Genomic DNA, 19,968 nt, shown 5'->3' with positions numbered 1-19,968 from the left:
GCGTCCATAGCGCCTTGCTGCGCCATATGGTTCCGGGATCAGCCCGGGCGCGCCGCCGGATGTCGCGCCGGAACCTGCGCCGGGCGCGCCGTCAGCGGGCGCCATCCCGCCTCCTGCTCGCGGCGGCGCACATAGGTCGACAGCCCCATTTCGAGCGCGAGCATCATGTAGATGAAGGGCTGAAAGGCGATGCCGACGAACAGCGACCCGATCATATAGACGATATGGCCGTGCTGGAGCGCGGTCGCGAGCGGCGCGATCCATTGCTCCTCGGCGCGCCGCGTCTTGAGATAGCGGCGACGGAGTTGCTCCATTCGCAGCAGCCCGACCGCGTGCAGGAACAGCCACAGTGCGAGCCCCGGATAACCCTGTTCGCCGAGCATCTCGAAATAGCTCGAATGATAGGCGCGCGAATGTTCCTCATAAACCGTCGGTTCGTCATTTTGCGGAGTGTCGGGGTCATAGTCGCTCGCCGCTCTTTCGACGCGGACATGGTTCTGGATATAGGCATTGAAGCCGCCGCCGAAGGGATTTTCCTTCGCATATTCCCACGTCCACGCCCATACCGCGACGCGCGTCGATGCCGACTGGTCGGACTTGTGGTCGCGGATCGTTTCCATCCGCTCGGTAAAGCTTTGCGGCAGGAAGGGGACAGCGGCGAGCGCAAGCAATCCCGCACCCGCCATATAAAGGAAACGATGCTTCACCGCGCGCAGCGACAGGATCGCGAGGATGACGAGGCAGACGAGCCCGGTGCGCGCCTGCGTACCGACCGGGAGCAGCGCGCAGGCGAAGACGAGCGCGAAGCAGAAGATCGACACGCGCCAGTCGGGCGGGAAGATCGTGCCATACCTCCGATACCAGAGGATCAGCGGGATGATCGAAATGCCGACCGCCGACATGATCGAGCCTTCGTAAAGGCCGTAATTCTCGTTGAGCAGCAACTGCAGCGAGCCATAGCCGCCGCCGCCCGCCGCGGTCTTGATCCCGCCCGCGATCGCGATCGCCGCCGCTGACAGCAGCATGACGAGAACCAGCGATTCGATGCGCAGCTTGGTCCGGAGCGTGAGCGGCAGGAAGATCGCCCAGACGAGCGCCTTCCACACCCAGCTCCATTTTTCGGCCGCCTCGACCGGGAAATCGGCCTGGATCGTCGTCATCCAGCAATAGAGGAGCAGCGCGATCAGCAGGAGTTGCCGTCCCGACCATCGCACATCCTTCTTGTCGTCGACTGCGAGCCAGCCGACGATCGCCAGCCCGAAGACGATCAGCGAGATCGGGATCGAGTTGATGAGGAAATAGCTGAGGCGTTGCGGCGCGACGATGTCGATATAGCAAAAGCACAGCACAAACAGGAACGGCTTGCGAAAGCCGAGCCCGATGAAGGCAAAGAGAAAGGCGACGAAGGCGATGTCACGCATCGGTGCGCGCGTCCGCTTCGGCACGCTCGGCGTCGCGGCGCTGTTGCCACAGCATGCGCGGGCTCACTTCGCGATCGAGATCGTCGCGATAGAGCAGGCGCCAGAGCGCGATCGCCATCAGCACGTGCGTCAGGCCAATGGAGAAATTGTCGACCATGTTGGCTCCCGCTACGCGATCTGGGTTGACGCCGCGTTAAGGCTTGTATGTCAATGCGCTGGCCTATGACACGCATATTGCACGTCCTCGACCATAGCCTGCCCGCGCACAGCGGCTACACCTTTCGCACCCGCGCGCTGATGAAGGCGCAGCTCGCCAAGGGATGGGAAGTCGCGGGCGTCACCGGCGTGCGCCATCCCGAGCCTGGGCCCGACGGCGAGACGGTCGATGGGCTGACTTTCTATCGCACCGCGCCGATCGCGCCGGCACGCGCGCCGATCCGCGAATGGCGCGAAATCGGTGCGTTGGCGAAACGGGTCGAGGTGCTGGCGAAAGAGTGGAAGCCCGATGTGCTCCACGCCCATTCCCCCGTGCTCGACGGTCTTGCCGCGCTGCGCGTCGGCGAGAAGCTCGGTATCCCCGTCATTTATGAAATCCGCGCCTTTTGGGAGGATGCGGCGGTCGGCAACGGCACGGGGCGCGAAGGCAGCTTGCGCTACCGGCTGACAAAAAGGCTCGAAACCCATGCGGTGAAAGCCGCCGATGCCGTCGCGGTGATCTGCGAAGGCCTGCGCGGCGACCTGATCGCGCGCGGCATCGATCCAGCCAAGATCATCGTATCGCCGAACGGCGTCGACCTCGACCTGTTCGGCGATCCCCCGCCGCGCGACGATGCGCTCGCCGAAACATTGGGCCTGGCCGCGGACGATGTCGTGATCGGCTATATCGGCAGCTTCTACGACTATGAGGGCATCGACGATCTGATAGCGGCGATGCCCGCGCTGGTCGCCGCGCAGCCGAAGGCACGGCTGCTGCTGGTCGGCGGCGGGCCGAAGGAAGCGGCACTGACGGCGCAGGCGGCGGCGTCACCCGTGGCGGCGCAAATCCATTTCGTCGGCCGCGTCCCGCACGGCGAGGTCGAGCGATATTATTCGCTGATCGACATCCTCGCCTATCCGCGCAAGAAGATGCGGCTGACCGATCTCGTCACACCGCTCAAACCGCTCGAGGCGATGGCGCAGGGCAAGCTGGTCGCAGCCTCCGACGTCGGCGGGCACCGCGAGCTGATCGAGGACGGCGCGACGGGAACGCTGTTCGCGCCCGATGACCCGGCCGCGATCGCTGAAGCGCTTGCGGATATGCTGGGCAATCGCGCGATGTGGCCCGAACGCCGGCGAACCGCACGTATTTTTGTCGAAAGCCATCGTAACTGGTCATCAAACATTTTACGTTACGAGCCAGTTTACCAGCGATTGTTGCGCGGCGCCTGAGGGTAACGCGTTTAATGTCAGGACAGGTGGCCCCGCGGGCCGACGGATTTGGGACGATATGGAAGAAACCAGCGAGAATCGGGCCAGGGCTATAGCGACCGCGTTACTGCGCGCGCTCCAGCCCGCGATCCCGGCGGTGATCGGCGCCGCGGCGCTGACCTTCCTGTTCGCCGCGCTGATGCCCTTTTCATGGGTCGCGGCGATCAGCTGGAACCTCTACCTCGACCGCCTTTCGGACCTGTTCGTCCCGCCGATCGGCAATGGCGGACGGCTCGCGCTCGCGCTCGCCATGTCGGCGGTCGCCGCCGCGATCGCCGGTCTCGCCGCGCTGCTGATCGCGCGCCCCGACGCCGCCGGCCTTACCTCGCTGCGCAATGTTTTTCGCCGCAGGTCCGAAGAGGACGACGATGACGAACCCGTTCTGACGCGCCGCCGCGTCGATCTGCATCCCGACGATCCCCCGCGGCCGCCGATCCGCGCAGGCCGCGACCTGCCCGCGGGCGGGCTGGGCGCGGTCGGCACGACGGGCGCCTATGAACCTGCAGAATTCGATCCCTGGCTAGGCGGAGTGACGGTCGAGACGCGCGAAGAAGCCGAAGACGAACTCGTCCTCGCCGATGTTGCTTCCGAAGAGGATTTCGGCGACGACGCGCCCTGGTTGCAGCCCGCGGAGATGACCTCGCCGTCGCCATTGTCCGATCCCGGCGACAAATCGCTCGGCGCGATGGTCGCGCGGTTCGAAGCGGGGCTGGCGCGCCGGCGTCAGGATGCGGTCGCGCAGGCGACGGCCCCGGCGGCGACGGGTGTAGCAGTCGAAGAAGAACCCGAGGTCGACTTCGCGCTCGAAGCCGCGCTCTCCACCTTGCACCGGATGACGCGCCAGTCGGTCGGTTAGGGTCAGGACCCATTAATTCCGCGATTTCGACGTCCCTGCGGGATTTGACCGATTTTGCCCATGGCTTCGTCGAAAAGCCTTGAAATATATTCATATTCCTCCGCCTTGCCTCCTCGCCCTGAGCAAAATCGCTTCAAACCTCGAACGTGGAATTAATGGGTCCTGACCCTAGTCCTCGACCGTCAAGATCTCGATCCGCAAGGCGCGCGGGTCTGTTCCGCATTCGACTACGACATCGGCAACGATATGTCCGGGCAGCATCCATTCGGCCGCGCCGAGTTGGTCCTGCAGCGCGCGCGCCGTCGCGTCTGCCTCTCCTGCCGCTAGCGCACAGGGAAAGATGTGGCGTGCTCCGACGAAGCTCGCGCTCGCCCAAGGGCGGAAGGTCGACGCTCCGGCAGTGAGGCTGGGCGGCAATGCGCGCGTCAGCAGATGACGGAGCCGGCGATGTGGGCAGCCGGGGCGCGGCGGCAGGGCGGGGGACCAGCGCATCATGCTTCGTTCCCCGCGTCGAGGCGCCAGAAGGCACGGGTTCGGCGGTCGCCCAAGGGAGCGACTTGGCCGACGCGGTGGTCGGCGCGCCATTTGTTCATGAAATGTTCCACGCGACCTCTGATCGCGCATCCCGGTTGACGGCCGCTCCGCAGATCGCTGACGAGGCGGGGATCGCGCACCGCGTAGCGACCGAATACGCTCGGCGGCATCGCGGATTCCTTCAGAAAGGCCTCGATCCTCTGCAACAAGCTGCGCTCCATCATGTCCTCCTCGATCACGCTTTCAAAATCGGGCGACTCACCCGATAGGATATTTCCTATCTGAAACTAGATTTCCTACTTGTCTAGGAAAATTCCGTTTGGTAGAGACGAAATAGGAAGGACCAGCCCCGTACGACCCTATGGCCGAATTCGTTCAGGATCCCCGCGCCTCGCTTGATCGCCTTTTGGCCGAAAAAGGTATCGACTATGCACGCTTGTCGCAGGTGATCGGGCGCAACCCCGCCTATATCCAGCAATATATCAAGCGCGGCTCGCCGCGGCGGCTCGCCGAGCAGGACCGCGCCCGCATCGCGGCCTATCTGGGAGTGCCGGAAGCGATGCTCGGCGGGCCGGTGCAGCGCGTCGCGACACCGGCACGCGTGCGCGGGCCCGGGATGATCCTCGTGCCGAAACTGGCGATCGGCGCGTCGGCGGGCGCGGGGGCCAGCGTCGACGGCGAACCGGTCGAGGGCGAGGTCGCCTTCGATCCCAAATGGCTGCGCGACCTCGGCGCCGATCCGCGCGCGCTCAGCATCATTCGCGTCGAAGGCGATTCGATGGCGCCGACGCTCGACGACGGCGACGACATATTGGTCGACGGCGGCGACGCCGCGGCTCGGCTGCGCGACGGCATCTATGTGCTGCGCATGGACGACGTGCTGATGGTGAAGCGTATCGCGCGCGCACCGGGACAGGGCCGCATTTCGGTGATCAGCGACAACCCGCATTATCGCAGCTGGGACGACCTGCCGATGGCGGCGGTTCAGCTCGTCGGCCGCGTCGTGTGGACCGGACGGCGGGTGCGGTAGCGTCTAGCGCGGTGCCGCCATCTCGGCTTCGATCTCATGGTCGAGTATTTCGGCGCGTCGGCATTCTTCCTCATTGCCGTCGCGGCATTTTGCGAGAGCCTTGTCGCGCTGGCGCGACAGCTTGCCGACACGCTCCTCGCGCTTGCGCAACTCGCGGCCGCGGTTGCGGTCGGATTCGTCCTGGCTGGTGGTCGACCAGTCGGCGACCTGGCCGACGGCTTTCACCGGCGCCGTGACGACCGTCTTGACCGCGCTGACGCAGCCAGCGAGCAAGGGCGCCGCCAAAACGGCAACGATCAAAATGCGCATGTTCTTCTCCTCGCCGATCGGGCGCCTCATCGCATAATCGCCGCGATCTGAACAGGATATTGCGATGGAGCGACGGTCGGTTCGGTCCATGTGTCACATCACTGAAATAAATGGTTAATTTGCTATTTACCCTCTCGCTTTAGTCGAGGCGGGCACCGCGTCGCAACTTGAAGAGGATCGAATGAACGCCATCGGACATGCTCTTGAGCCGGCGTCGGGCCACGCGTCCGCGATCGGCGCCGACGCGCATATGTCCGCGGTCATCGACCTGTTTCGCGGCAACCCGCAATTGCGCGCGCTCGCGGTGGTCGATGCGGACGATCGTCCCGTCGGCATCATTCGCGAACAGCGCGTGCGCGAATTGCTGTTCTGCCCCTTCTGGTTTTCGCTGATGCAGAACCCGACGATCGGCGGCTCGATCGCCTCGATGATCGAGCCCTGCCCCACCGCCGACGTCGCGCGCTCGACGACCGACCTTCTGCGGATCGCCGCGCAGTCGGCGGGGCAACAGGAGCTGATCCTTGTCGATGCGGGCCGGTTCGTCGAGACGCTCGACGGCGGTCAGCTCGCCAAGCTTGCGATGCTGCGCGAGGTCGAACTGGCGCAGGAGCGCGCCGCGCGCGCGGCCCATATCGGCGACGCCGGACGGCAGTTCCGGCACGATATCGCCGCGCTCACCGCGAAGCTCTCCGAAACGGCGAAAAAGGTCGAGGCGGTGGCCGGCGCGCTGTCCGAACGCGCGCAGCAGACGGGCCGCGACGCGGTGACCGTGGCGGGAGCGACGGCCCAGACGCTGGCGGGGCTGCAGGATCTTGGCGATCGCGGCCATGCGCTGGCCGCGACCATGACCAGAATCGTCGATGATGGATCGCGGGCGCGGGCGGTTCGCGGCGATGCACATGGCAAGATCAAGCAGGCCAGCGAACGCGCGGCGGCGCTGAAAGCGGCGAGCCAGTCGATCGAGCAGATGCTCGCGCTGATCATCGACATGGCGAGCCGCACCAATATGCTTGCGCTCAATGCCGGGATTGAGGCGGCGCGGGCGGGTGACGCCGGCCGCGGCTTTGCCGTGGTCGCCTCCGAAGTGAAGACGCTCGCCAGCCAGACGCGCGCCGCGGCGGGCGACATTACCCAATATATCGACCGGATCCGCGACATCGTCGCGCAGGTCGCCGCGGGCTTCGACGAGGTCGAGAAGGCGATCGACGCGAACAATGGCTTCTCCGACGCGATCGACCGCGCGGTCGACGGCCAGAGCGCGACGACGCTGACGATCGCGAGCTATGTAGAGCAAGCCGTATTCGCGGGACGCGAGATCGACGCGCGCGTTCGCGAGATCGGCCATGGTGCCACGGCGGTGGGCGATGGCGCGCAGACGCTCGGCCGGCTGTCGGCGGGGCTGACCGAGGCGGCGCAGTCGCTCCACCAGCGTGCCCAGCACTTCGTCGAAGCGGTCGCTGCCGCCTGATTCCGCGCGCTCGGACAAGGGCTTGCCCGATTCCGCAACATTGATAGGATGACCCTGCGCCGGAGGCGTCTACGGCCGCCGGCGGGGAGGAGGGTCATCATGACGAATATCCAAAAGGGTTTGGCCGAATTCATCGGCACATTCTGGCTTGTGTTCGGCGGCTGCGGTAGCGCGGTTCTGGCCGCCGCCTTTCCCGATGTCGGCATCGGATTGCTCGGCGTCGCTCTCGCTTTCGGTTTGACGGTCGTCACCATGGCCTATGCGATCGGCCATATTTCGGGCTGTCACCTCAACCCCGCAGTCACCGTCGGCTTGTGGGCAGGCGGGCGTTTCGACGCGCGCGACATTCCGCTCTATGTCGTAGCGCAGGTGCTCGGCGCGATCGTCGCGGCGTTCCTGCTATTCTATATCGCGAGCGGCAGTCCCGCCTATGATCTCGCGACAAACGGCCTTGCCGCGAACGGCTTCGGCGATGGCTCGCCGGGCGGCTATGACATCTGGTCGGGGCTGCTGATCGAGATCGTGCTGACCGCTTTCTTCCTGTGGATCATCATGGGGTCGACCGATGGCCGCGCGCCCGCGGGCTTCGCGCCGATCGCCATCGGTCTTGCGCTGACGCTGATCCACCTCATCTCGATCCCGGTGACCAACACCTCGGTCAACCCGGCGCGCAGCACCGGCCCCGCGCTCGTCGTCGGAGGCATTGCTCTCCAACAGCTCTGGCTCTTTTGGGTCGCGCCGCTGATCGGCGGCGCTATCGGGGGCTTGCTCTACAAATTGCTCGGGGCCGACAGCTTCCCGAAACCGAATATCGAGGGCGAATAACAATCTTTCCGGCGGGGGCGGCCGCCTCCGCCGGTCCTATTTCAGCAGGTCGATCGCAAAGGCGCGGACCTCGTCGGCCATATCTGGGCGTTCGAGCGCGACGGCCAGATTGGCCTGGATATAACCGGCCTTCGATCCGCAATCGTACCGCGCGCCGTCGAAGGTGACGGCGTGGAAGGGCTGGTTGCCGATCATCGTCGCCATCGCGTCGGTAAGCTGGATTTCGCCCCCGGCGCCTTTTTCCTGTCCTTCGAGCACGCGCATCACTTCGGGCTGGAGGATATAGCGGCCCGAGATGATCAGGTTCGACGGAGCGGCGTCGATCGCGGGTTTCTCGACGAGGCCGCTGACCTCGGTCAGTGACCCGTCGCGCGCGCCGGGCGCGATCACGCCATAGGAAGAGACCTGCTCGCGCGGCACTTCGAGCACCGAGATCAGGTTGCCACCGACCCTGGCATAGGCATCGACCATCTGCCTCATACAGCCAGGCGACCCGTGCATGAATTCGTCGGGCAGAAAGATCGCGAAGGGCTCGTCGCCGACGATGTCGCGCGCGCACCAGATCGCGTGCCCCAGCCCCAACGGCTCCTGCTGACGTACGTAAGCGCAATTGCCGGGGCCGAGCCGGGTGGGTGCGAGGACGGAAAGATCCTTGCCGCGTTCGGACATCGTCTTTTCGAGTTCGAAGGCGACGTCGAAATGATCCTCGATCGCGCTCTTGCCGCGGCCGGTGACGAAGATCATCTGCTCGATCCCCGCCTCGCGCGCCTCGTCGACCGCATATTGGATCAGCGGCCGGTCGACGATCGGCAGCATTTCCTTCGGGATCGCCTTGGTCGCGGGCAGGAAGCGCGTGCCGAGGCCGGCGACGGGAAAGACGGCTTTGCGGATCGGTTTCATGGACGAAGGCCTAGCGGCGAACGCCGGCCAAGGAAAGGCGGCAGGTCGCTCGCCGCGCTATTGCGGCGTGACGATCACGACCACGCGGCGGTTGTCCTGCCGCCCTTCGGGGGTCGCGTTGCTCGACAAGGGCAGGGTTTCGCCGCGGCCGACGACCTGATCGGCGGTCAACCGCACCCCGCCCGCCTGCATCGGTGTCGCGACCGCCTCGGCGCGCGCCTGCGACAGCCAAAGATTATAGGCCGAAGCTCCGGTCGAATCGGTGTGCCCTTCGACCCGCGCGGTCGTGATCCCGACCGAGACGAGCTTGGTGGCGATGTCGGTGATCCGCTTTTGCTGATCGGCCGGGATGCTGCTCTGGTCGGAGGGAAAGAGAAGCCGTTCGGGCATGTTCAATTCCCAGCCGAGCCCGGTATCGACGAATCCCTCCGATTGCAGCGTCGCGATCTGCGCGGCGCTGAAGTCGCTGGCGGTCGGCGTGGTCTGGCATGCTGCCAGCAATGCCGTCAAAAGAGCGATCGCGAAGACGCGGATGGGGTGGGGGAAGGCGTAACTCACGGCGTTTCTCCGCTAATCATCGGGAACGGTTGGCCAATTTGTCGGCATACATTGCGGCGTCGGCGGCGGTAAGCAGCGCGGTCGCGTTATTGCCGCTGTCCGGGAAGGTGGCGACGCCGACGCTGACCGATGCGCGATAGGTCTGTCCCTCGGGCAGGGCGATCGGTTGCGACACACAGGCCCGGATCCGGCCGGCGAGTTCTTCAGCGACCGCGTCGGCGTCGAAGGGATCGATGATGACGACGAATTCGTCGCCGCCGATGCGGGCGGCGAAATCACCCTTGCGCAGCGTTTCCTTGATACAGGCCGACAGCGCGACGAGCACGGCGTCGCCCGCGGCGTGGCCGAAATTGTCGTTGGCCGCCTTGAAATTATCGGCATCGATGAACAGCAGCGCAAAGCGGCCGCCACGACCCTCGGCCGCCTCGATGCGCCGTGCGAGCTGTTCATCGAAGGCGGCGCGGTTCGGCATGGCGGTGAGCGGGTCGTGCGACGCGCGGTGAGCGAGCAGCGCGCGTTCGCTTTCCATATGGCCCTGCCAACCCTGCAGTTCGTCAAGCAGGGCATTGATGTCGCCGCCAAGCCGGTCGAGTTCGGCGATGCCAAGCGGCTGGACCCGCTTGTCGAAGCGGCGATGAAGCCGCACGTCGTGCGCGACGGTGGCAATTTCATTGAGCGGCTTGACGAGCTCATATTCGAACCGCCGCGCGAGAAAGATCGTGCCGAATGCGGTAATGAGCAGACAGGTCAGCCCGGCGAGCAGACCGAGCCGGACATAGTCGACCAGCGTCGAACTGTCGCCCCAGACCTCGATCGTCCCGATCGCCGATCCGTTGCGCTCGACCGTCACCGCGAAGGGGCGGGGGAAGAAGATACGGCTGAGCATGGGGGCCGGATCGGCGGTAGGCGACGTCCACTCGATCACGGGTCGTCCGACATCGTTGAGTACCCGCAACCGCGCTATTCCGGGAATGTGGGTCAGCGGTTCGAGCCCTTCGCGCGCCGCGACCGGATCGTTGAACACCAGCGCCGGCTCGACGCCATAGGCGCCGAGCTGCGCAGCCAGTTCCATGTTGCGGTCGGCATAACCACGCAGCGCCGTCACCCCCGCAAGCAGGATCGTCAGCCCCGACAAGGCGACGGCGAACAGCGTGATGCCGAAATGGAAGCGCGACAGCAGTTTTTGCAGCGTTGTGCGTGCACCGATGCGTGGGGCGGAGCGAGGCAGATCGGATCCGCTCATCACGCGCCTCCCTGCCCGGAACCGATGCGCAACACGCGCGGGTCGATCCGCAGCGGGCCGCGGCCGATCGCGTCGAGATTGACCGAGAAGCTGAGGCTCGCGGCGCGGCTGTTGAGGCAGAACATCGCGCCATAGATGCACGCCGCGTCATCGTCGGTGATCGTCAGAACCGGGCGGCCGCGAACCCATGCGATCAATTGCCGCCGGTCGGCAACCGGCATCCGGCCGAGGAACAATATGTCGCAATCGGGGGTGACGCCGGCCGCAGGGGTCAGACGGACCGAGATCGAACCCCGGCCCGGCGTATCCGGCGCCATGCGCGGCGCGAGGCGCGGCGTCCCGACGACGCACATCTGGCGGTTGGCTGCAGTCGACCCGTCGGGCCAGCGGGCGTAGCTCGCGATGCCGCCGATCATCCGGTTGACCGCCCGCGTCATCCCGCCGGCGCTTTCCTCGACAACCGATTGGCTTGCCGCCTGAACCGACATATGCGGCGTCGTCACCAACGCGCCGATCAATAACAGTGATGCCAGCACCTGGCTGTGCCCCCAGCTGTGTTTCAGGGCCATCCTGCCCCAGCGAAGGCGCGTCCGCTAGTCAAAACAATTGGAAAGTCAATGAAAAGTGACGTCATGCGGCCATATTGCAACAATGGCCGCATATGTCAGGGCGCTTCTACGCCGTTCGCAAGCGCTCGCTGAATCCCTTGCGCAATTTGGCCAGTTTCGGTGGAATGACCGCCATGCAATAGGGGTTGCGCTGTCCTTCGCCTTCCCAATAGGCCTGATGATAATCCTCGGCCGGATACCAGTCGGACGCGCTTTCGACCGTCGTGACGATCGGCGCGGGCCAGTCGGCTGCGGCCCGCGCGATTCCGGCGCGCGCAGCGTCGGCCTGCGCGGCGTCGAGCGGGAAGATCGCGCTGCGATACTGGGTGCCGATGTCGCCCCCTTGGCGGTTGAGCTGCGTCGGATCGTGCGTCGCGAAAAAGACGTCGAGCAGGTCGGCATAGGAAATGACCGAAGGGTCGAAGCCGATGCGGATCGCTTCGGCGTGTCCGGTGTCGCCGCCGCACACCTGCTTGTAGGTCGGGTTCGCGACATGACCTCCGATATAGCCGCTCTCGACACCATCGACGCCTTCGAGCGACTGGAACACGGCTTCGGTGCACCAGAAGCAGCCTCCGGCAAAAATGGCGGTTTCACGGGTCATGATGGCGATCCTTATCGGGGAGGCGGGAATATTTCCCAAATAGGATGTGGATCATCCTATTCCAAGGGCGGCGGCGCGTCGATCAACGGTGGGTACAGTGACCGGCCGAGCATTCGCGCCGCGGCGATGGCGGCGGCTTCGTCTTCGAGCGCGGCGACGCGGTCGCGCCACGAGGGATGGGTGCTCGCCTGGAACAGCGGCCGGCCCTTGCGTTGGCCGAAACGCGACCAGAAGCGCGCCGCTGCGGCAGGGTCGTAGCCCGCGCCGGCGAGCAGCCACACCGACAGACGGTCGGCCTCGATCTCGGTCTGCTTGAACATGCGCGCGTTGCGCCCGAATTGCTTCGCCAGCCCGCGATCGACCCCCGCCGCGTCGAGCCGTGCGCGGTGGCGCAGGATATTGTGCGCCAGTTCGTGCGCGATCGCCGCTGCGAGTTCTTCGTCGTCGGGCGAAAATTCGATGAGTCCCTGGTTGACGAGCACCATGCGTCCGTCGGCGACGGCGCCGGGTTTCTCGTTCGCCTCGACGCGAAAGTCGCTGGCGCATCCGGGTTTGGGCATGACGCTGACCGTGCGCCCCGCGCCGGTGCGAAGCGCCAGCGCGGCATCGGCGGGCAGCGCCGCGAGGTAAGTTTCGATTGCGGTGATCCGCGCAAAGGGGTGATTGCCGCCACCGTCGGGGACGGGCGCTTCGCCAATTCCGGTCACCGATGTACCGACGCCGACCCCCGCCGATGCGGCCGGCGACGCGGGCGCCAGCGCGGCGATGAAGGCATGTGCCCGATCATCGGCGCCATAGACGCCGAGCGCCTCGTCGCGCCGGTCCTCGTCGTAAAGACGCGGGTCGCCCCAGATCCAGCCGAACTGCGGCTGGCGCATCGGGCACCAGGCGGCGTTTTCAGTCGTCAGGCGAAAACCGATCGCCGCCACGCGCGCCTCCGCCGCCGCCAGCGTGGCATAGGGCGATGGCTCGGCGGACGCCGCCATCGACGGCGCGGTTATCGGCAGCATCAGGGCAGTCAGGATTCGTCGGGCGCGGCGCAGCATCGGCCTTCCCCTATCAAGGCGCGCCTGTCGCGACCATGAATTTCACCTTGTGGCGGTGTTCCCGGCCTCTTGCCTATCGTTCGGCAAGCGTCGATAGGGCGGGCGATGACGCAAATCTCCACCTCACCCGCGCCTGATGCGCGCCAACCCCGCCCCGCGGCGCTGGCGCGCTGGCTCTGGGCCGTCGCGCTGCTCGTGATCATCGTGGTCGGCGTCGGCGGCATCACCCGGCTGACCGAATCCGGACTGTCTATCACCGAATGGCGGCCGGTCTCGGGTGTGATCCCGCCGCTGACCGAGGCCGGATGGGTCGAGGAGTTCGAAAAATACAAGCGGATTCCCGAATATCAGGCGATCAACCTCGGCATGACGCTTGAGGGCTTCAAGGCGATCTTCTTCTGGGAATGGCTGCACCGCATCCTCGGGCGGCTGGTCGGCATGGCGCTGCTCGTACCGCTGATCTGGTACGCCTGGCGTCGCGCCATTCCCGCGGGCTATGGCTGGCGCCTGTTCGCGCTTGCGGCACTCGTCGGGCTGCAGGGCGCGATCGGCTGGTGGATGGTGGCTTCGGGCCTCGAATATCGCACCGACGTCAGCCATTTTCGTCTCGCGACACATCTGCTGACCGCGCTGTTCCTGCTCGCCGGGCTCGTCTGGACGGCGCGCGACCTCACCGGGCTGGCGCGCGATCCGGCCAGCCCCCCCGCGCGGCTGACCCGCCCGGCGGTGGCTGTGATCACCATCCTCTTCGTCCAGCTGCTGCTCGGCGCATGGGTCGCGGGACTCAACGCCGGCTATGTTTCCAGCAGCTGGCCGCTGATGAACGATCATTTCATGCCCGAAGGCATCGACTGGACGGGCGGCGCGTGGCTCGCGCTAACCAACGATCCCTTCCTCATTCACTTCCTCCATCGCTGGTGGTCGTGGGTCGCCGCGCTTGCGCTGTTGCTTCTCGCGCGGACGCTGTCGCGGCGCGGTGCGAGGCGCGAAGCCCGACTGCTCGTCGCGGCCGTCGCGGCGCAGATGCTGCTTGGCATCTGGACCGTCGTGTCGGGGGTTTCGATGTGGGTGGCCGTGCTGCACCAAGTCGTCGGCGCCATCCTTGTCGCCGCGGCGGCGGCATCGCTCCACCGACTGGGCCGCGACGGCGCATGATGCTGGCAGGCGCTCTCGGTGCCTTGCTGCTGCTGACGCCCCCATCGCAGGCGGTGGCTGCGCCGGGCGACGCCTCGCCCGCCACAGCCGCGCAAGTCCGGTTCGCGCCGCCGGTGGGTGTGCCGCTGCGCTATCAGGTAACGACGCGCCGTATCGGCCGTGACGGAAAGCTGATCGATTTCGCGCTCGTCTATGTGCTCGAATGGCAGCGGACCGGGCGGGGCTATCGGCTCGACACGGTGCTGCAACGAATCGAATCAGGCGCGCAACCCGACGTGACGCGCATGGTGACGGTTATGCTTGACCCGCTCGTCGGCGAAAACATCGCCTATTTGGTCCCGTCTGACGGCAGCCGCATCGATCTTGTCGATCCTGACCAATTATGGGAGCGGGTGACGACACGGGTGGAGCGGGCGGGTGCCGAAGCGGAGCGAGCCGAAGCCCGGCAACTTGCGCAACTGATCGCCGCGCTGCCCGCCGCCGAACGCGACCGGCTGGCGACCGCCGACATCCGTGCGCTGATCGCGCCCGCGAACGCCGCCATTTCTGCCGCCGCAGTATCCGACGATACGGACGTATCTATCCACACCGACGGCGCCCGGCGCACCATTGCCAGGATCGAACGGGATTCAACCTTGATCGCCGGGAAAGCGCAGTCGCTCGAGATCGACAATTTGTGGACCGTCGATACCGGTACGGGGCTGGTCATGCGTGAGCACCGCCAGAGTTGGATTGCCGGGCCTGATGGCGAGGGCCGCAAGCTGATCGAAGAGCGCGTGCGGGCGCTGGAACCAGTGTCTTGAAGCTTGGGGTATCATAATACCCGTCAGCAAAGCCGCGCTACGCTTGACTTTTCGCTTGTCTGGCGCCATTGGCCCGCTCCGAAGCGCCGCATCGTCCCATGGGATTAGGCGGCGCATTTGTTTCGGGGCGCTCTTGCTCCGGTCCATATCTGTCAAGGAGCGTGCCATGAAGGCGCTGACCAAGACGACCCAGTCGGCGAACGCCGCGACGGTCGAAAAGAAATGGGTGCTGATCGACGCCGAGGGCCTTGTTGTGGGCCGCGTCGCGACGATCATCGCCAACATCCTGCGCGGCAAGCACAAGCCGTCGTTTACCCCGCACGTCGATTGCGGTGACAATGTCATCGTCATCAATGCCGAGAAGGTGGCGTTCACCGGCAAGAAGCTGCAGGACAAGCGTTACTACAAGCACACCGGCTATGCCGGCGGCATCAAGGAAACGAGCCCGGCGAAGATCCTCGAAGGCCGTTTCCCCGAGCGCGTGCTCGAAAAGGCCGTCGAACGCATGATCCCGCGCGGTCCGCTCGGTCGCCAGCAGATGCGCAACCTGCGCATCTTCGCCGGTACCGAACATCCGCACGAAGGGCAGAATCCCGAAGTGATCGACGTCGCGTCGATGAACCGCAAGAACAAGGTGGGTGCATAATGGCTGAGGAACAGACCATGACCGATCTCAAGGACCTCGGCGGCGCCGTCGAAGGCACCGTCGCTCCGGCAACGCCGACCGCGCCGCTCCGCGAAAAGATCGTCGACAAGCAGGGCCGCGCCTATGCGACCGGCCGCCGCAAGGACGCAGTCGCCCGCGTGTGGGTCAAGCCCGGCACGGGCAAGATCACGATCAACGGCCGCGACCAGGAAGTCTATTTTGCACGTCCGACGCTGCGCCTCGTCATCAACCAGCCCTTCGGCCTGACCGAGCGCGTTGGCCAGTATGACGTTGTCGCGACCGTCAAGGGCGGCGGTTTGTCGGGCCAGGCTGGCGCCGTTCTTCACGGCATCGCGCAGGCGCTGACCCGCTTCGAACCGGCGCTGCGCAGCCCGGTGAAGGCGGCCGGCTTCCTGACCCGCGACAGCCGCGCCGTCGAGCGCAAGAAGTACGGTAAGGCGAAGGCCCGCCGCAGCTTCCAGTTCTCGAAGCGCTAAGTTTTTTCCGCCGACGGGTGGAGAAGGAAAGGGCGGTCCGGCAACGGGCCGCCCTTTTTCGTCAGAGCAGATCGAGACTTCCCAGCATCAGCGCCTGCCGCGCGGGGCGCTCGGCCATCACGGCGAACATCTCGTCGCCGCGCGCCGTGCGTTCGACGCTCATCGACGCGAAAACCGCCATGAAATAGCCGCTGAGCGCACCAGCGCGGTAATCGTCCCACAGCGCGACCGCGTCGGGCGCAATGCCGCGCTGTTGGAGTGCTGCTATCCAGCGGTCGAAACCCGGCCGGTCGGCCGCTGCGCGATCGAGCGGGTCGGCGATGCTTGTTCCGATGAGATAGGCAAGATCAGCCGCACCGCTGCCGCGCCCGAGCGTCTGCCAGTCCACAAGCCAGCAACTTTCGCCATCGGGCGCAAAGAGGATGTTGTCGATGCGCAGGTCGCCATGGACGATCGTGCGCGCCGCGGTCTGCCGCCCGAGATAGGCGTCGAGCCGCTCGACGATCCCGGCGCCAAGGTCGAGCACCTCCGGGTCGAGTCGCTCTGCATAGCGTTCGCGAAAGCCGGCATAGAGCTGGGGAAACAGCGCTCGGATCACTTCACCATTGTCGCGCGCCAGCCAGGGAAGCGTGTCGAGTCGCGGGTCGTTCCACAGCAGGGCGTGGAGCCCGGCCGCGGCGTCGATGCACGGGACGAGCCCATCCAGCCCCAGTCCCGCAAGCTGGTCGCCCTGTCGCGCGGGTGCGAGGTCCGACAGGATCAGGACGAAATCGACATCGTTATCCGCGATCTCGGCATGATGGCAAAAGGGTGCGGCGACACCGCTCTCCGCTGCCAGTTCGCGGTACCAGTTGACTTCCTTGACGTAAGTGCCGGTCAGCTTTGCGATATGGCGGCTCGCCTCGTCATGGCTCGGGCATTTGGCCACGACCGTTGACGGCGTGCCGACATCGCCCGTCCAGTCGAGCGTCAGGCGAAAGCTGTCGCACATCTGACCGGTGCCGACCTTGGCGACGGTGAAGCCGCGCAGTGTGTCGGGGTCCTGTCCCAATGTCCCGGCCAGCCACGCGGGCGACATCGCCTCGGGGCAGGTAGGGAAGCTCACCGCACCGGGTCCATCACGCCGGAGAGACCGGTGGGTTCGTGCGGGCCGACGAACAATTGTTCGAGCACGCCGGCGCCGCGATGATTGTTGCCGCCATCGACAAGCTCGGCGGTGACGAGCGCCTGAATGTGCATTGCAAGCGGATTGCCCCAGCCGCGATCGGCTTCCGAAAGACTGTCGTGCGCGACGGCGAGTTCGGCGCCATGGTCGAGGCCGTGGCCCCAGACGGGGTGCGTGTAGCCGAGCCCGCTCATCGCGAAGACGGGTCCGATGGGGGTTAGCGTCAGCGACTGCCCATACCCCAGGTCGGCGGTCATCCGCGCGATCCGCCGCGACCCCGGCTGCCAGTCGGCGCTGAAGGTCGCGGCGTCGAAATGCCGCTCGGTCCCGCCATCGCTGACGATCACGGCACGGCGGTTCCACGGATTGCCCGCACCGTCGTCGTTGCTGTGGAAGAAAAGCGAGCTGTTTTCGAAATTGCACGGCGTCCACAACCAGAAAAATTGACTGAAATTGCCTTCGGGCGGCGGCTGCGGTTCGCTCGCGCCGACGGGGCGGATGCCCCAGCTGCGATCGCGCGTGCCGGTCCAGTCTGGGCCGGCATCGATGCGCTGCCCGTTCACCGACAGCCAGCCCGACCACTGGCCGTTCTGCGTCATGCGCGTATAATCCATGAACAGCCGCGTGCCGTTGCGGCGGATGAAGCGCGGTTCCTCGATCGGGAAATGGCGGCCGGTGAAGCGTAGTTCGCCCGCGAGCGGCCAGTCACCAGGCGCGATCCGCAGCGTGACGATTTCGAGCGGCACGTCGATGTTGAGCGCGATCGGCCCCACCGACAGTTCGAGCCGCTCGCCGCCCGATCGCCGGCTGGCGCGAAGATTATGCTGAACCCCGTCGGCGATGACGCAGAAACTCGCGTCGACGATACCGAGCTGCGGATAAAACCCCATTGCAGCAGCAAAGAAGATCGATCCGTCGGGCGAATAGCCGTTGAAGAAATAGCGGTCGTAAAAATTGCGGTCGGTCCCTGCGAACGCAATCGGCTCGCTGGTCTGATGCAACGGATAATCGTCGCCTTTTGTCAGCATGATCCTCATCCCGTTTTTTCTTGCAACTTAACGGGCCGCCGGGGTGCGTCAATGGGGCGTCGCGTCAATGCACTGGCGGATCGACCGGCGGCACCGCCGCGACGGGGGCTACCGGTTCGCCGGGTTCGCGCGGCGGCAGCGCGTCGGGCGGCACGTCGCCGATCTGCATGTCACAGGTCGGGACATGCTCGAGATTGCGCACGCGGACGTCGATTGAAGCGCCTTCGACGGTCAGGTCGTTGAAACTAGGAGGGGTCGATCGGATCCGCCGCGACAGCGTGCCCGCTCCGATCATGCGGATCGGACCCGCAGCGGTCGTCTTTTTCAGGTCGAAGGCATCGTGAACATGCCCGGTCAGCACAGCCGCCACGCCGCGCTTCGCCAGGGCCGCGAGCGCGCGCTCGCCGCCGCGGGTCAGTGCGCGGCCCTTCGTGCCGGCCTCGACCAGCGGGTGATGGGCGGTGACCAGCACCGTCGTGCCGCGCGGCAGCGTCTCGATGGCAGCGAGCGTCTTTTCGAGCGCCTTGTCGGTCACCCATCCCTTCGACCAGTCGAGCCGCCATTGGGCGCGCGCGGTCGTCTTCAACGGCACCACGGCGACACCGGGAAGGTCGAGTTCACGCTCGACCAGCCGCTCGATCCCGCGAATGCGGCGATATGGGAAGAAGAAGCGTTCGACGGGGTTGAAATAGGGCAGGTCGTGATTGCCGACTTCGACCGTCACCGGCACGTCGAGCGCGCCGATCCAGTCGCAGGCCGCGGCGAATTCGCGGCTGCGCGCGCGCATCGTGAGGTCGCCGGTGATCAACACCGCATCGGGGCCTTCGTGCCGCACGCAATCGGCGAACCAGGCGAGTGCGGCCTGGTCTTCGAGCCCGAAATGCAGGTCGCTGATATGGAAGAGCCGGGTCATGCCGTCGCGACGAAGTCCACCGCGCTCGCGGCGAGCCCGAAGCGCGCGGGAGAGGGCGTTTCGCCGAGCTCGCCGTCATATTCGAGGCTGATCGGCACACCGCTTTCAAGGATGATCGTTTCGCCGCTGATGATTGCCTCGCTCGGCCCGTCGCGAAAATCGCCGCCGAGCCAGGCCAAGCCATGACGCAGCACGTCGGCGGTGCCCTCGGTCAATATGCCGTCGGCGCGGATGCCCTGCGCTGTCGGGGTAAGGATGATCGCCGGATAGGTCCGGCCGTGTCCAGCCACTGCAACCCCCGGGGCGTTGATCATCGCGTCGAGCGCGTCGGGCGCCGACCGGCTTGCTTCGATCAACCCGTCCTGCCGCATCGTTTCGCGCACTTCGGCCCATTGCGTCGCGGGGCCGGCGACGATCGTGATAAAGGCGTCGCCGTCATCGGACCGGATCATGGGGACCGGTTGCCGCCGCGCCTTGCCCTGCAGTGCGTCCGTCAGGATTTCGGTCACTGGCCGGTCGCCGTGCAGTTTCTTCGACAGAAGGTTGAGCGTCCCGCCGGGAAGCGGCAGGATAGCGCCATCCCAGCCTGCGGCCCCGGTCGCCGCAGCGTTGATCGTCCCGTCGCCGGTCCAGACGAGCAGCAGGTCGATGCCTTGCCGGACGAGTTCGCCCGCATCGGGAATCTCGTCGTCGGGCAGCGCAAAGACGGCGACGAGCGGTGCGCCCGCAGCGCGGCAGCTTTCGACGATCTCGGCCAGGACGGCGTCATCATGACTGCCGCTCTGGCTGTTGCAGACAAGAGCCGGGCGGGTGAAGTTTCCTGTCGTCATCGCACTTTCCTACGCGCGAGGGCGGAAAAGGTCGCGTGCCTATCGCGCCGCTGGCTTGTTCG

Annotated in this window: 24 protein-coding genes; 9 read left to right on the top strand and 15 right to left on the bottom strand. The window is 65.9% G+C overall.

What is annotated here, in order from left to right:
• Nucleotides 1-38 precede the first annotated feature (38 nt).
• Nucleotides 39-1,421 carry a putative O-glycosylation ligase, exosortase A system-associated gene (locus tag FG95_RS11150; protein ID WP_037555927.1) on the bottom strand — a complete coding sequence of 461 codons (1,383 nt, stop codon included), beginning with the start codon at nt 1,419-1,421 and terminating at the stop codon, nt 39-41.
• Nucleotides 1,414-1,578 carry a hypothetical protein gene (locus FG95_RS20930; RefSeq protein WP_200880190.1) on the bottom strand — a complete coding sequence of 55 codons (165 nt, stop codon included), beginning with the start codon at nt 1,576-1,578 and terminating at the stop codon, nt 1,414-1,416. The genes FG95_RS11150 and FG95_RS20930 overlap by 8 nt, the downstream gene beginning before the upstream one ends.
• Nucleotides 1,579-1,643: 65 nt before the next feature.
• Here FG95_RS20930 and FG95_RS11145 point away from each other — a divergent pair, with 65 nt between their 5' ends.
• Together FG95_RS11145 and FG95_RS11140 are read left to right on the top strand one after the other, a co-directional pair.
• Entirely contained in the window at nt 1,644-2,849 is a 1,206-nt protein-coding gene (locus FG95_RS11145; RefSeq protein WP_037555925.1) for a TIGR04063 family PEP-CTERM/XrtA system glycosyltransferase, read from the top strand.
• A gap of 58 nt (nt 2,850-2,907) precedes the next feature.
• Nucleotides 2,908-3,744 carry a hypothetical protein gene (locus tag FG95_RS11140; protein WP_037555924.1) on the top strand — a complete coding sequence of 279 codons (837 nt, stop codon included), beginning with the start codon at nt 2,908-2,910 and terminating at the stop codon, nt 3,742-3,744.
• A gap of 168 nt (nt 3,745-3,912) precedes the next feature.
• Here the strand turns inward: FG95_RS11140 and FG95_RS11135 are convergent, their stop codons facing one another.
• Both FG95_RS11135 and FG95_RS21105 read right to left on the bottom strand, forming a co-directional pair.
• Complete coding sequence (locus tag FG95_RS11135; RefSeq protein WP_235211540.1) at nt 3,913-4,239, bottom strand: hypothetical protein; 327 nt, start codon at nt 4,237-4,239, stop codon at nt 3,913-3,915.
• Nucleotides 4,236-4,517: a hypothetical protein gene (locus FG95_RS21105; RefSeq protein ID WP_037555923.1), complete on the bottom strand. Its 282-nt coding sequence runs from the start codon at nt 4,515-4,517 to the stop codon at nt 4,236-4,238. Before FG95_RS21105 ends, FG95_RS11135 begins: the two co-directional genes overlap by 4 nt.
• 122 nt (nt 4,518-4,639) lie before the next feature.
• Here FG95_RS21105 and FG95_RS11125 point away from each other — a divergent pair, with 122 nt between their 5' ends.
• Nucleotides 4,640-5,308, top strand: coding sequence for a S24 family peptidase (locus FG95_RS11125; RefSeq protein WP_037555922.1), 669 nt, complete (start codon nt 4,640-4,642; stop codon nt 5,306-5,308).
• A gap of 3 nt (nt 5,309-5,311) precedes the next feature.
• Here FG95_RS11125 and FG95_RS11120 read toward each other — a convergent pair whose 3' ends face one another.
• Nucleotides 5,312-5,647, bottom strand: a complete 336-nt coding sequence (locus FG95_RS11120; RefSeq protein WP_235211539.1) for a hypothetical protein — start codon at nt 5,645-5,647, stop codon at nt 5,312-5,314.
• Between the two features lie 151 nt (nt 5,648-5,798).
• Here FG95_RS11120 and FG95_RS21305 point away from each other — a divergent pair, with 151 nt between their 5' ends.
• Nucleotides 5,799-7,085 carry a methyl-accepting chemotaxis protein gene (locus FG95_RS21305; RefSeq protein WP_313911452.1) on the top strand — a complete coding sequence of 429 codons (1,287 nt, stop codon included), beginning with the start codon at nt 5,799-5,801 and terminating at the stop codon, nt 7,083-7,085.
• A gap of 99 nt (nt 7,086-7,184) precedes the next feature.
• Entirely contained in the window at nt 7,185-7,910 is a 726-nt protein-coding gene (gene aqpZ / locus FG95_RS11110) for an aquaporin Z (protein ID WP_037555921.1), read from the top strand.
• A gap of 36 nt (nt 7,911-7,946) precedes the next feature.
• On the opposite strand, the gene galU is transcribed toward aqpZ, so the two are convergent.
• The 6 genes from galU to FG95_RS11080 form a co-directional block, all read right to left on the bottom strand.
• A complete protein-coding gene (gene galU / locus FG95_RS11105) occupies nt 7,947-8,810 on the bottom strand; it encodes a UTP--glucose-1-phosphate uridylyltransferase GalU (protein ID WP_037555920.1) in 864 nt (287 codons plus the stop codon).
• Nucleotides 8,811-8,867: 57 nt separating this feature from the next.
• Nucleotides 8,868-9,368: an OmpA family protein gene (locus FG95_RS11100; protein ID WP_037555919.1), complete on the bottom strand. Its 501-nt coding sequence runs from the start codon at nt 9,366-9,368 to the stop codon at nt 8,868-8,870.
• Nucleotides 9,369-9,384: 16 nt separating this feature from the next.
• Nucleotides 9,385-10,611, bottom strand: coding sequence for a diguanylate cyclase (locus FG95_RS11095; RefSeq protein ID WP_052182298.1), 1,227 nt, complete (start codon nt 10,609-10,611; stop codon nt 9,385-9,387).
• Nucleotides 10,611-11,180, bottom strand: coding sequence for a YfiR family protein (locus FG95_RS11090; RefSeq protein WP_235211538.1), 570 nt, complete (start codon nt 11,178-11,180; stop codon nt 10,611-10,613). Before FG95_RS11090 ends, FG95_RS11095 begins: the two co-directional genes overlap by 1 nt.
• Nucleotides 11,181-11,286: 106 nt before the next feature.
• Entirely contained in the window at nt 11,287-11,823 is a 537-nt protein-coding gene (gene msrA / locus FG95_RS11085) for a peptide-methionine (S)-S-oxide reductase MsrA (RefSeq protein ID WP_037555918.1), read from the bottom strand.
• Between the two features lie 56 nt (nt 11,824-11,879).
• A complete protein-coding gene (locus FG95_RS11080; protein ID WP_052182297.1) occupies nt 11,880-12,869 on the bottom strand; it encodes a M48 family metallopeptidase in 990 nt (329 codons plus the stop codon).
• A gap of 105 nt (nt 12,870-12,974) precedes the next feature.
• Between FG95_RS11080 and FG95_RS11075 the strand changes: the two genes are divergently transcribed.
• The 4 genes from FG95_RS11075 to rpsI all read left to right on the top strand — a co-directional run bounded on the left by FG95_RS11075 (nt 12,975) and on the right by rpsI (nt 15,970).
• Entirely contained in the window at nt 12,975-14,024 is a 1,050-nt protein-coding gene (locus tag FG95_RS11075) for a COX15/CtaA family protein (protein WP_037555917.1), read from the top strand.
• Nucleotides 14,021-14,827, top strand: coding sequence for a hypothetical protein (locus FG95_RS11070; protein ID WP_152567627.1), 807 nt, complete (start codon nt 14,021-14,023; stop codon nt 14,825-14,827). The genes FG95_RS11075 and FG95_RS11070 overlap by 4 nt, the downstream gene beginning before the upstream one ends.
• 166 nt (nt 14,828-14,993) lie before the next feature.
• Complete coding sequence (gene rplM / locus FG95_RS11065; protein ID WP_037555914.1) at nt 14,994-15,473, top strand: 50S ribosomal protein L13; 480 nt, start codon at nt 14,994-14,996, stop codon at nt 15,471-15,473.
• Nucleotides 15,473-15,970: a 30S ribosomal protein S9 gene (rpsI, locus tag FG95_RS11060; protein ID WP_037555913.1), complete on the top strand. Its 498-nt coding sequence runs from the start codon at nt 15,473-15,475 to the stop codon at nt 15,968-15,970. Before rplM ends, rpsI begins: the two co-directional genes overlap by 1 nt.
• 61 nt (nt 15,971-16,031) lie before the next feature.
• On the opposite strand, the gene FG95_RS11055 is transcribed toward rpsI, so the two are convergent.
• The 4 genes from FG95_RS11055 to FG95_RS11040 all read right to left on the bottom strand — a co-directional run bounded on the left by FG95_RS11055 (nt 16,032) and on the right by FG95_RS11040 (nt 19,906).
• Nucleotides 16,032-17,075: a phosphotransferase family protein gene (locus FG95_RS11055; RefSeq protein ID WP_037555912.1), complete on the bottom strand. Its 1,044-nt coding sequence runs from the start codon at nt 17,073-17,075 to the stop codon at nt 16,032-16,034.
• Nucleotides 17,072-18,163 carry a hypothetical protein gene (locus tag FG95_RS11050; protein WP_235211537.1) on the bottom strand — a complete coding sequence of 364 codons (1,092 nt, stop codon included), beginning with the start codon at nt 18,161-18,163 and terminating at the stop codon, nt 17,072-17,074. The genes FG95_RS11055 and FG95_RS11050 overlap by 4 nt, the downstream gene beginning before the upstream one ends.
• Nucleotides 18,164-18,227: 64 nt before the next feature.
• Nucleotides 18,228-19,076 carry a metallophosphoesterase family protein gene (locus tag FG95_RS11045; protein ID WP_037555911.1) on the bottom strand — a complete coding sequence of 283 codons (849 nt, stop codon included), beginning with the start codon at nt 19,074-19,076 and terminating at the stop codon, nt 18,228-18,230.
• Nucleotides 19,073-19,906, bottom strand: a complete 834-nt coding sequence (locus FG95_RS11040; RefSeq protein ID WP_037555910.1) for a diacylglycerol/lipid kinase family protein — start codon at nt 19,904-19,906, stop codon at nt 19,073-19,075. Before FG95_RS11040 ends, FG95_RS11045 begins: the two co-directional genes overlap by 4 nt.
• Nucleotides 19,907-19,968: the final 62 nt, after the last annotated feature.

It is taken from the genome of Sphingopyxis sp. LC363 (genome assembly GCF_000756385.1).
GTDB lineage: Bacteria > Pseudomonadota > Alphaproteobacteria > Sphingomonadales > Sphingomonadaceae > Sphingopyxis.
The sequence above is the reverse complement of the archived record's forward strand: the minus strand, read 5'-3'. Positions and strand labels throughout refer to the sequence as shown.

Excerpts from the sequence above, each read along its gene's own strand:
- FG95_RS11050 (WP_235211537.1), bottom strand. The coding sequence starts at position 18,163 with ATGCTGACAAAAGGCGACGATTATCCGTTGCATCAGACCAGCGAGCCG.
- FG95_RS11090 (WP_235211538.1), bottom strand. The coding sequence starts at position 11,180 with ATGGCCCTGAAACACAGCTGGGGGCACAGCCAGGTGCTGGCATCACTG.
- FG95_RS11080 (WP_052182297.1), bottom strand. The coding sequence starts at position 12,869 with ATGCTGCGCCGCGCCCGACGAATCCTGACTGCCCTGATGCTGCCGATA.
- FG95_RS11150 (WP_037555927.1), bottom strand. The coding sequence starts at position 1,421 with ATGCGTGACATCGCCTTCGTCGCCTTTCTCTTTGCCTTCATCGGGCTC.
- rplM (WP_037555914.1), top strand. The coding sequence starts at position 14,994 with ATGAAGGCGCTGACCAAGACGACCCAGTCGGCGAACGCCGCGACGGTC.
- FG95_RS11070 (WP_152567627.1), top strand. The coding sequence starts at position 14,021 with ATGATGCTGGCAGGCGCTCTCGGTGCCTTGCTGCTGCTGACGCCCCCA.
- FG95_RS21305 (WP_313911452.1), top strand. The coding sequence starts at position 5,799 with ATGAACGCCATCGGACATGCTCTTGAGCCGGCGTCGGGCCACGCGTCC.
- FG95_RS11075 (WP_037555917.1), top strand. The coding sequence starts at position 12,975 with ATGACGCAAATCTCCACCTCACCCGCGCCTGATGCGCGCCAACCCCGC.
- FG95_RS11120 (WP_235211539.1), bottom strand. The coding sequence starts at position 5,647 with ATGAGGCGCCCGATCGGCGAGGAGAAGAACATGCGCATTTTGATCGTT.
- FG95_RS11095 (WP_052182298.1), bottom strand. The coding sequence starts at position 10,611 with ATGAGCGGATCCGATCTGCCTCGCTCCGCCCCACGCATCGGTGCACGC.
- FG95_RS20930 (WP_200880190.1), bottom strand. The coding sequence starts at position 1,578 with ATGGTCGACAATTTCTCCATTGGCCTGACGCACGTGCTGATGGCGATC.
- FG95_RS11045 (WP_037555911.1), bottom strand. The coding sequence starts at position 19,076 with ATGACCCGGCTCTTCCATATCAGCGACCTGCATTTCGGGCTCGAAGAC.
- FG95_RS11135 (WP_235211540.1), bottom strand. The coding sequence starts at position 4,239 with ATGATGCGCTGGTCCCCCGCCCTGCCGCCGCGCCCCGGCTGCCCACAT.
- FG95_RS11140 (WP_037555924.1), top strand. The coding sequence starts at position 2,908 with ATGGAAGAAACCAGCGAGAATCGGGCCAGGGCTATAGCGACCGCGTTA.
- msrA (WP_037555918.1), bottom strand. The coding sequence starts at position 11,823 with ATGACCCGTGAAACCGCCATTTTTGCCGGAGGCTGCTTCTGGTGCACC.
- FG95_RS11125 (WP_037555922.1), top strand. The coding sequence starts at position 4,640 with ATGGCCGAATTCGTTCAGGATCCCCGCGCCTCGCTTGATCGCCTTTTG.
- aqpZ (WP_037555921.1), top strand. The coding sequence starts at position 7,185 with ATGACGAATATCCAAAAGGGTTTGGCCGAATTCATCGGCACATTCTGG.
- FG95_RS11040 (WP_037555910.1), bottom strand. The coding sequence starts at position 19,906 with ATGACGACAGGAAACTTCACCCGCCCGGCTCTTGTCTGCAACAGCCAG.
- rpsI (WP_037555913.1), top strand. The coding sequence starts at position 15,473 with ATGGCTGAGGAACAGACCATGACCGATCTCAAGGACCTCGGCGGCGCC.
- galU (WP_037555920.1), bottom strand. The coding sequence starts at position 8,810 with ATGAAACCGATCCGCAAAGCCGTCTTTCCCGTCGCCGGCCTCGGCACG.
- FG95_RS11145 (WP_037555925.1), top strand. The coding sequence starts at position 1,644 with ATGACACGCATATTGCACGTCCTCGACCATAGCCTGCCCGCGCACAGC.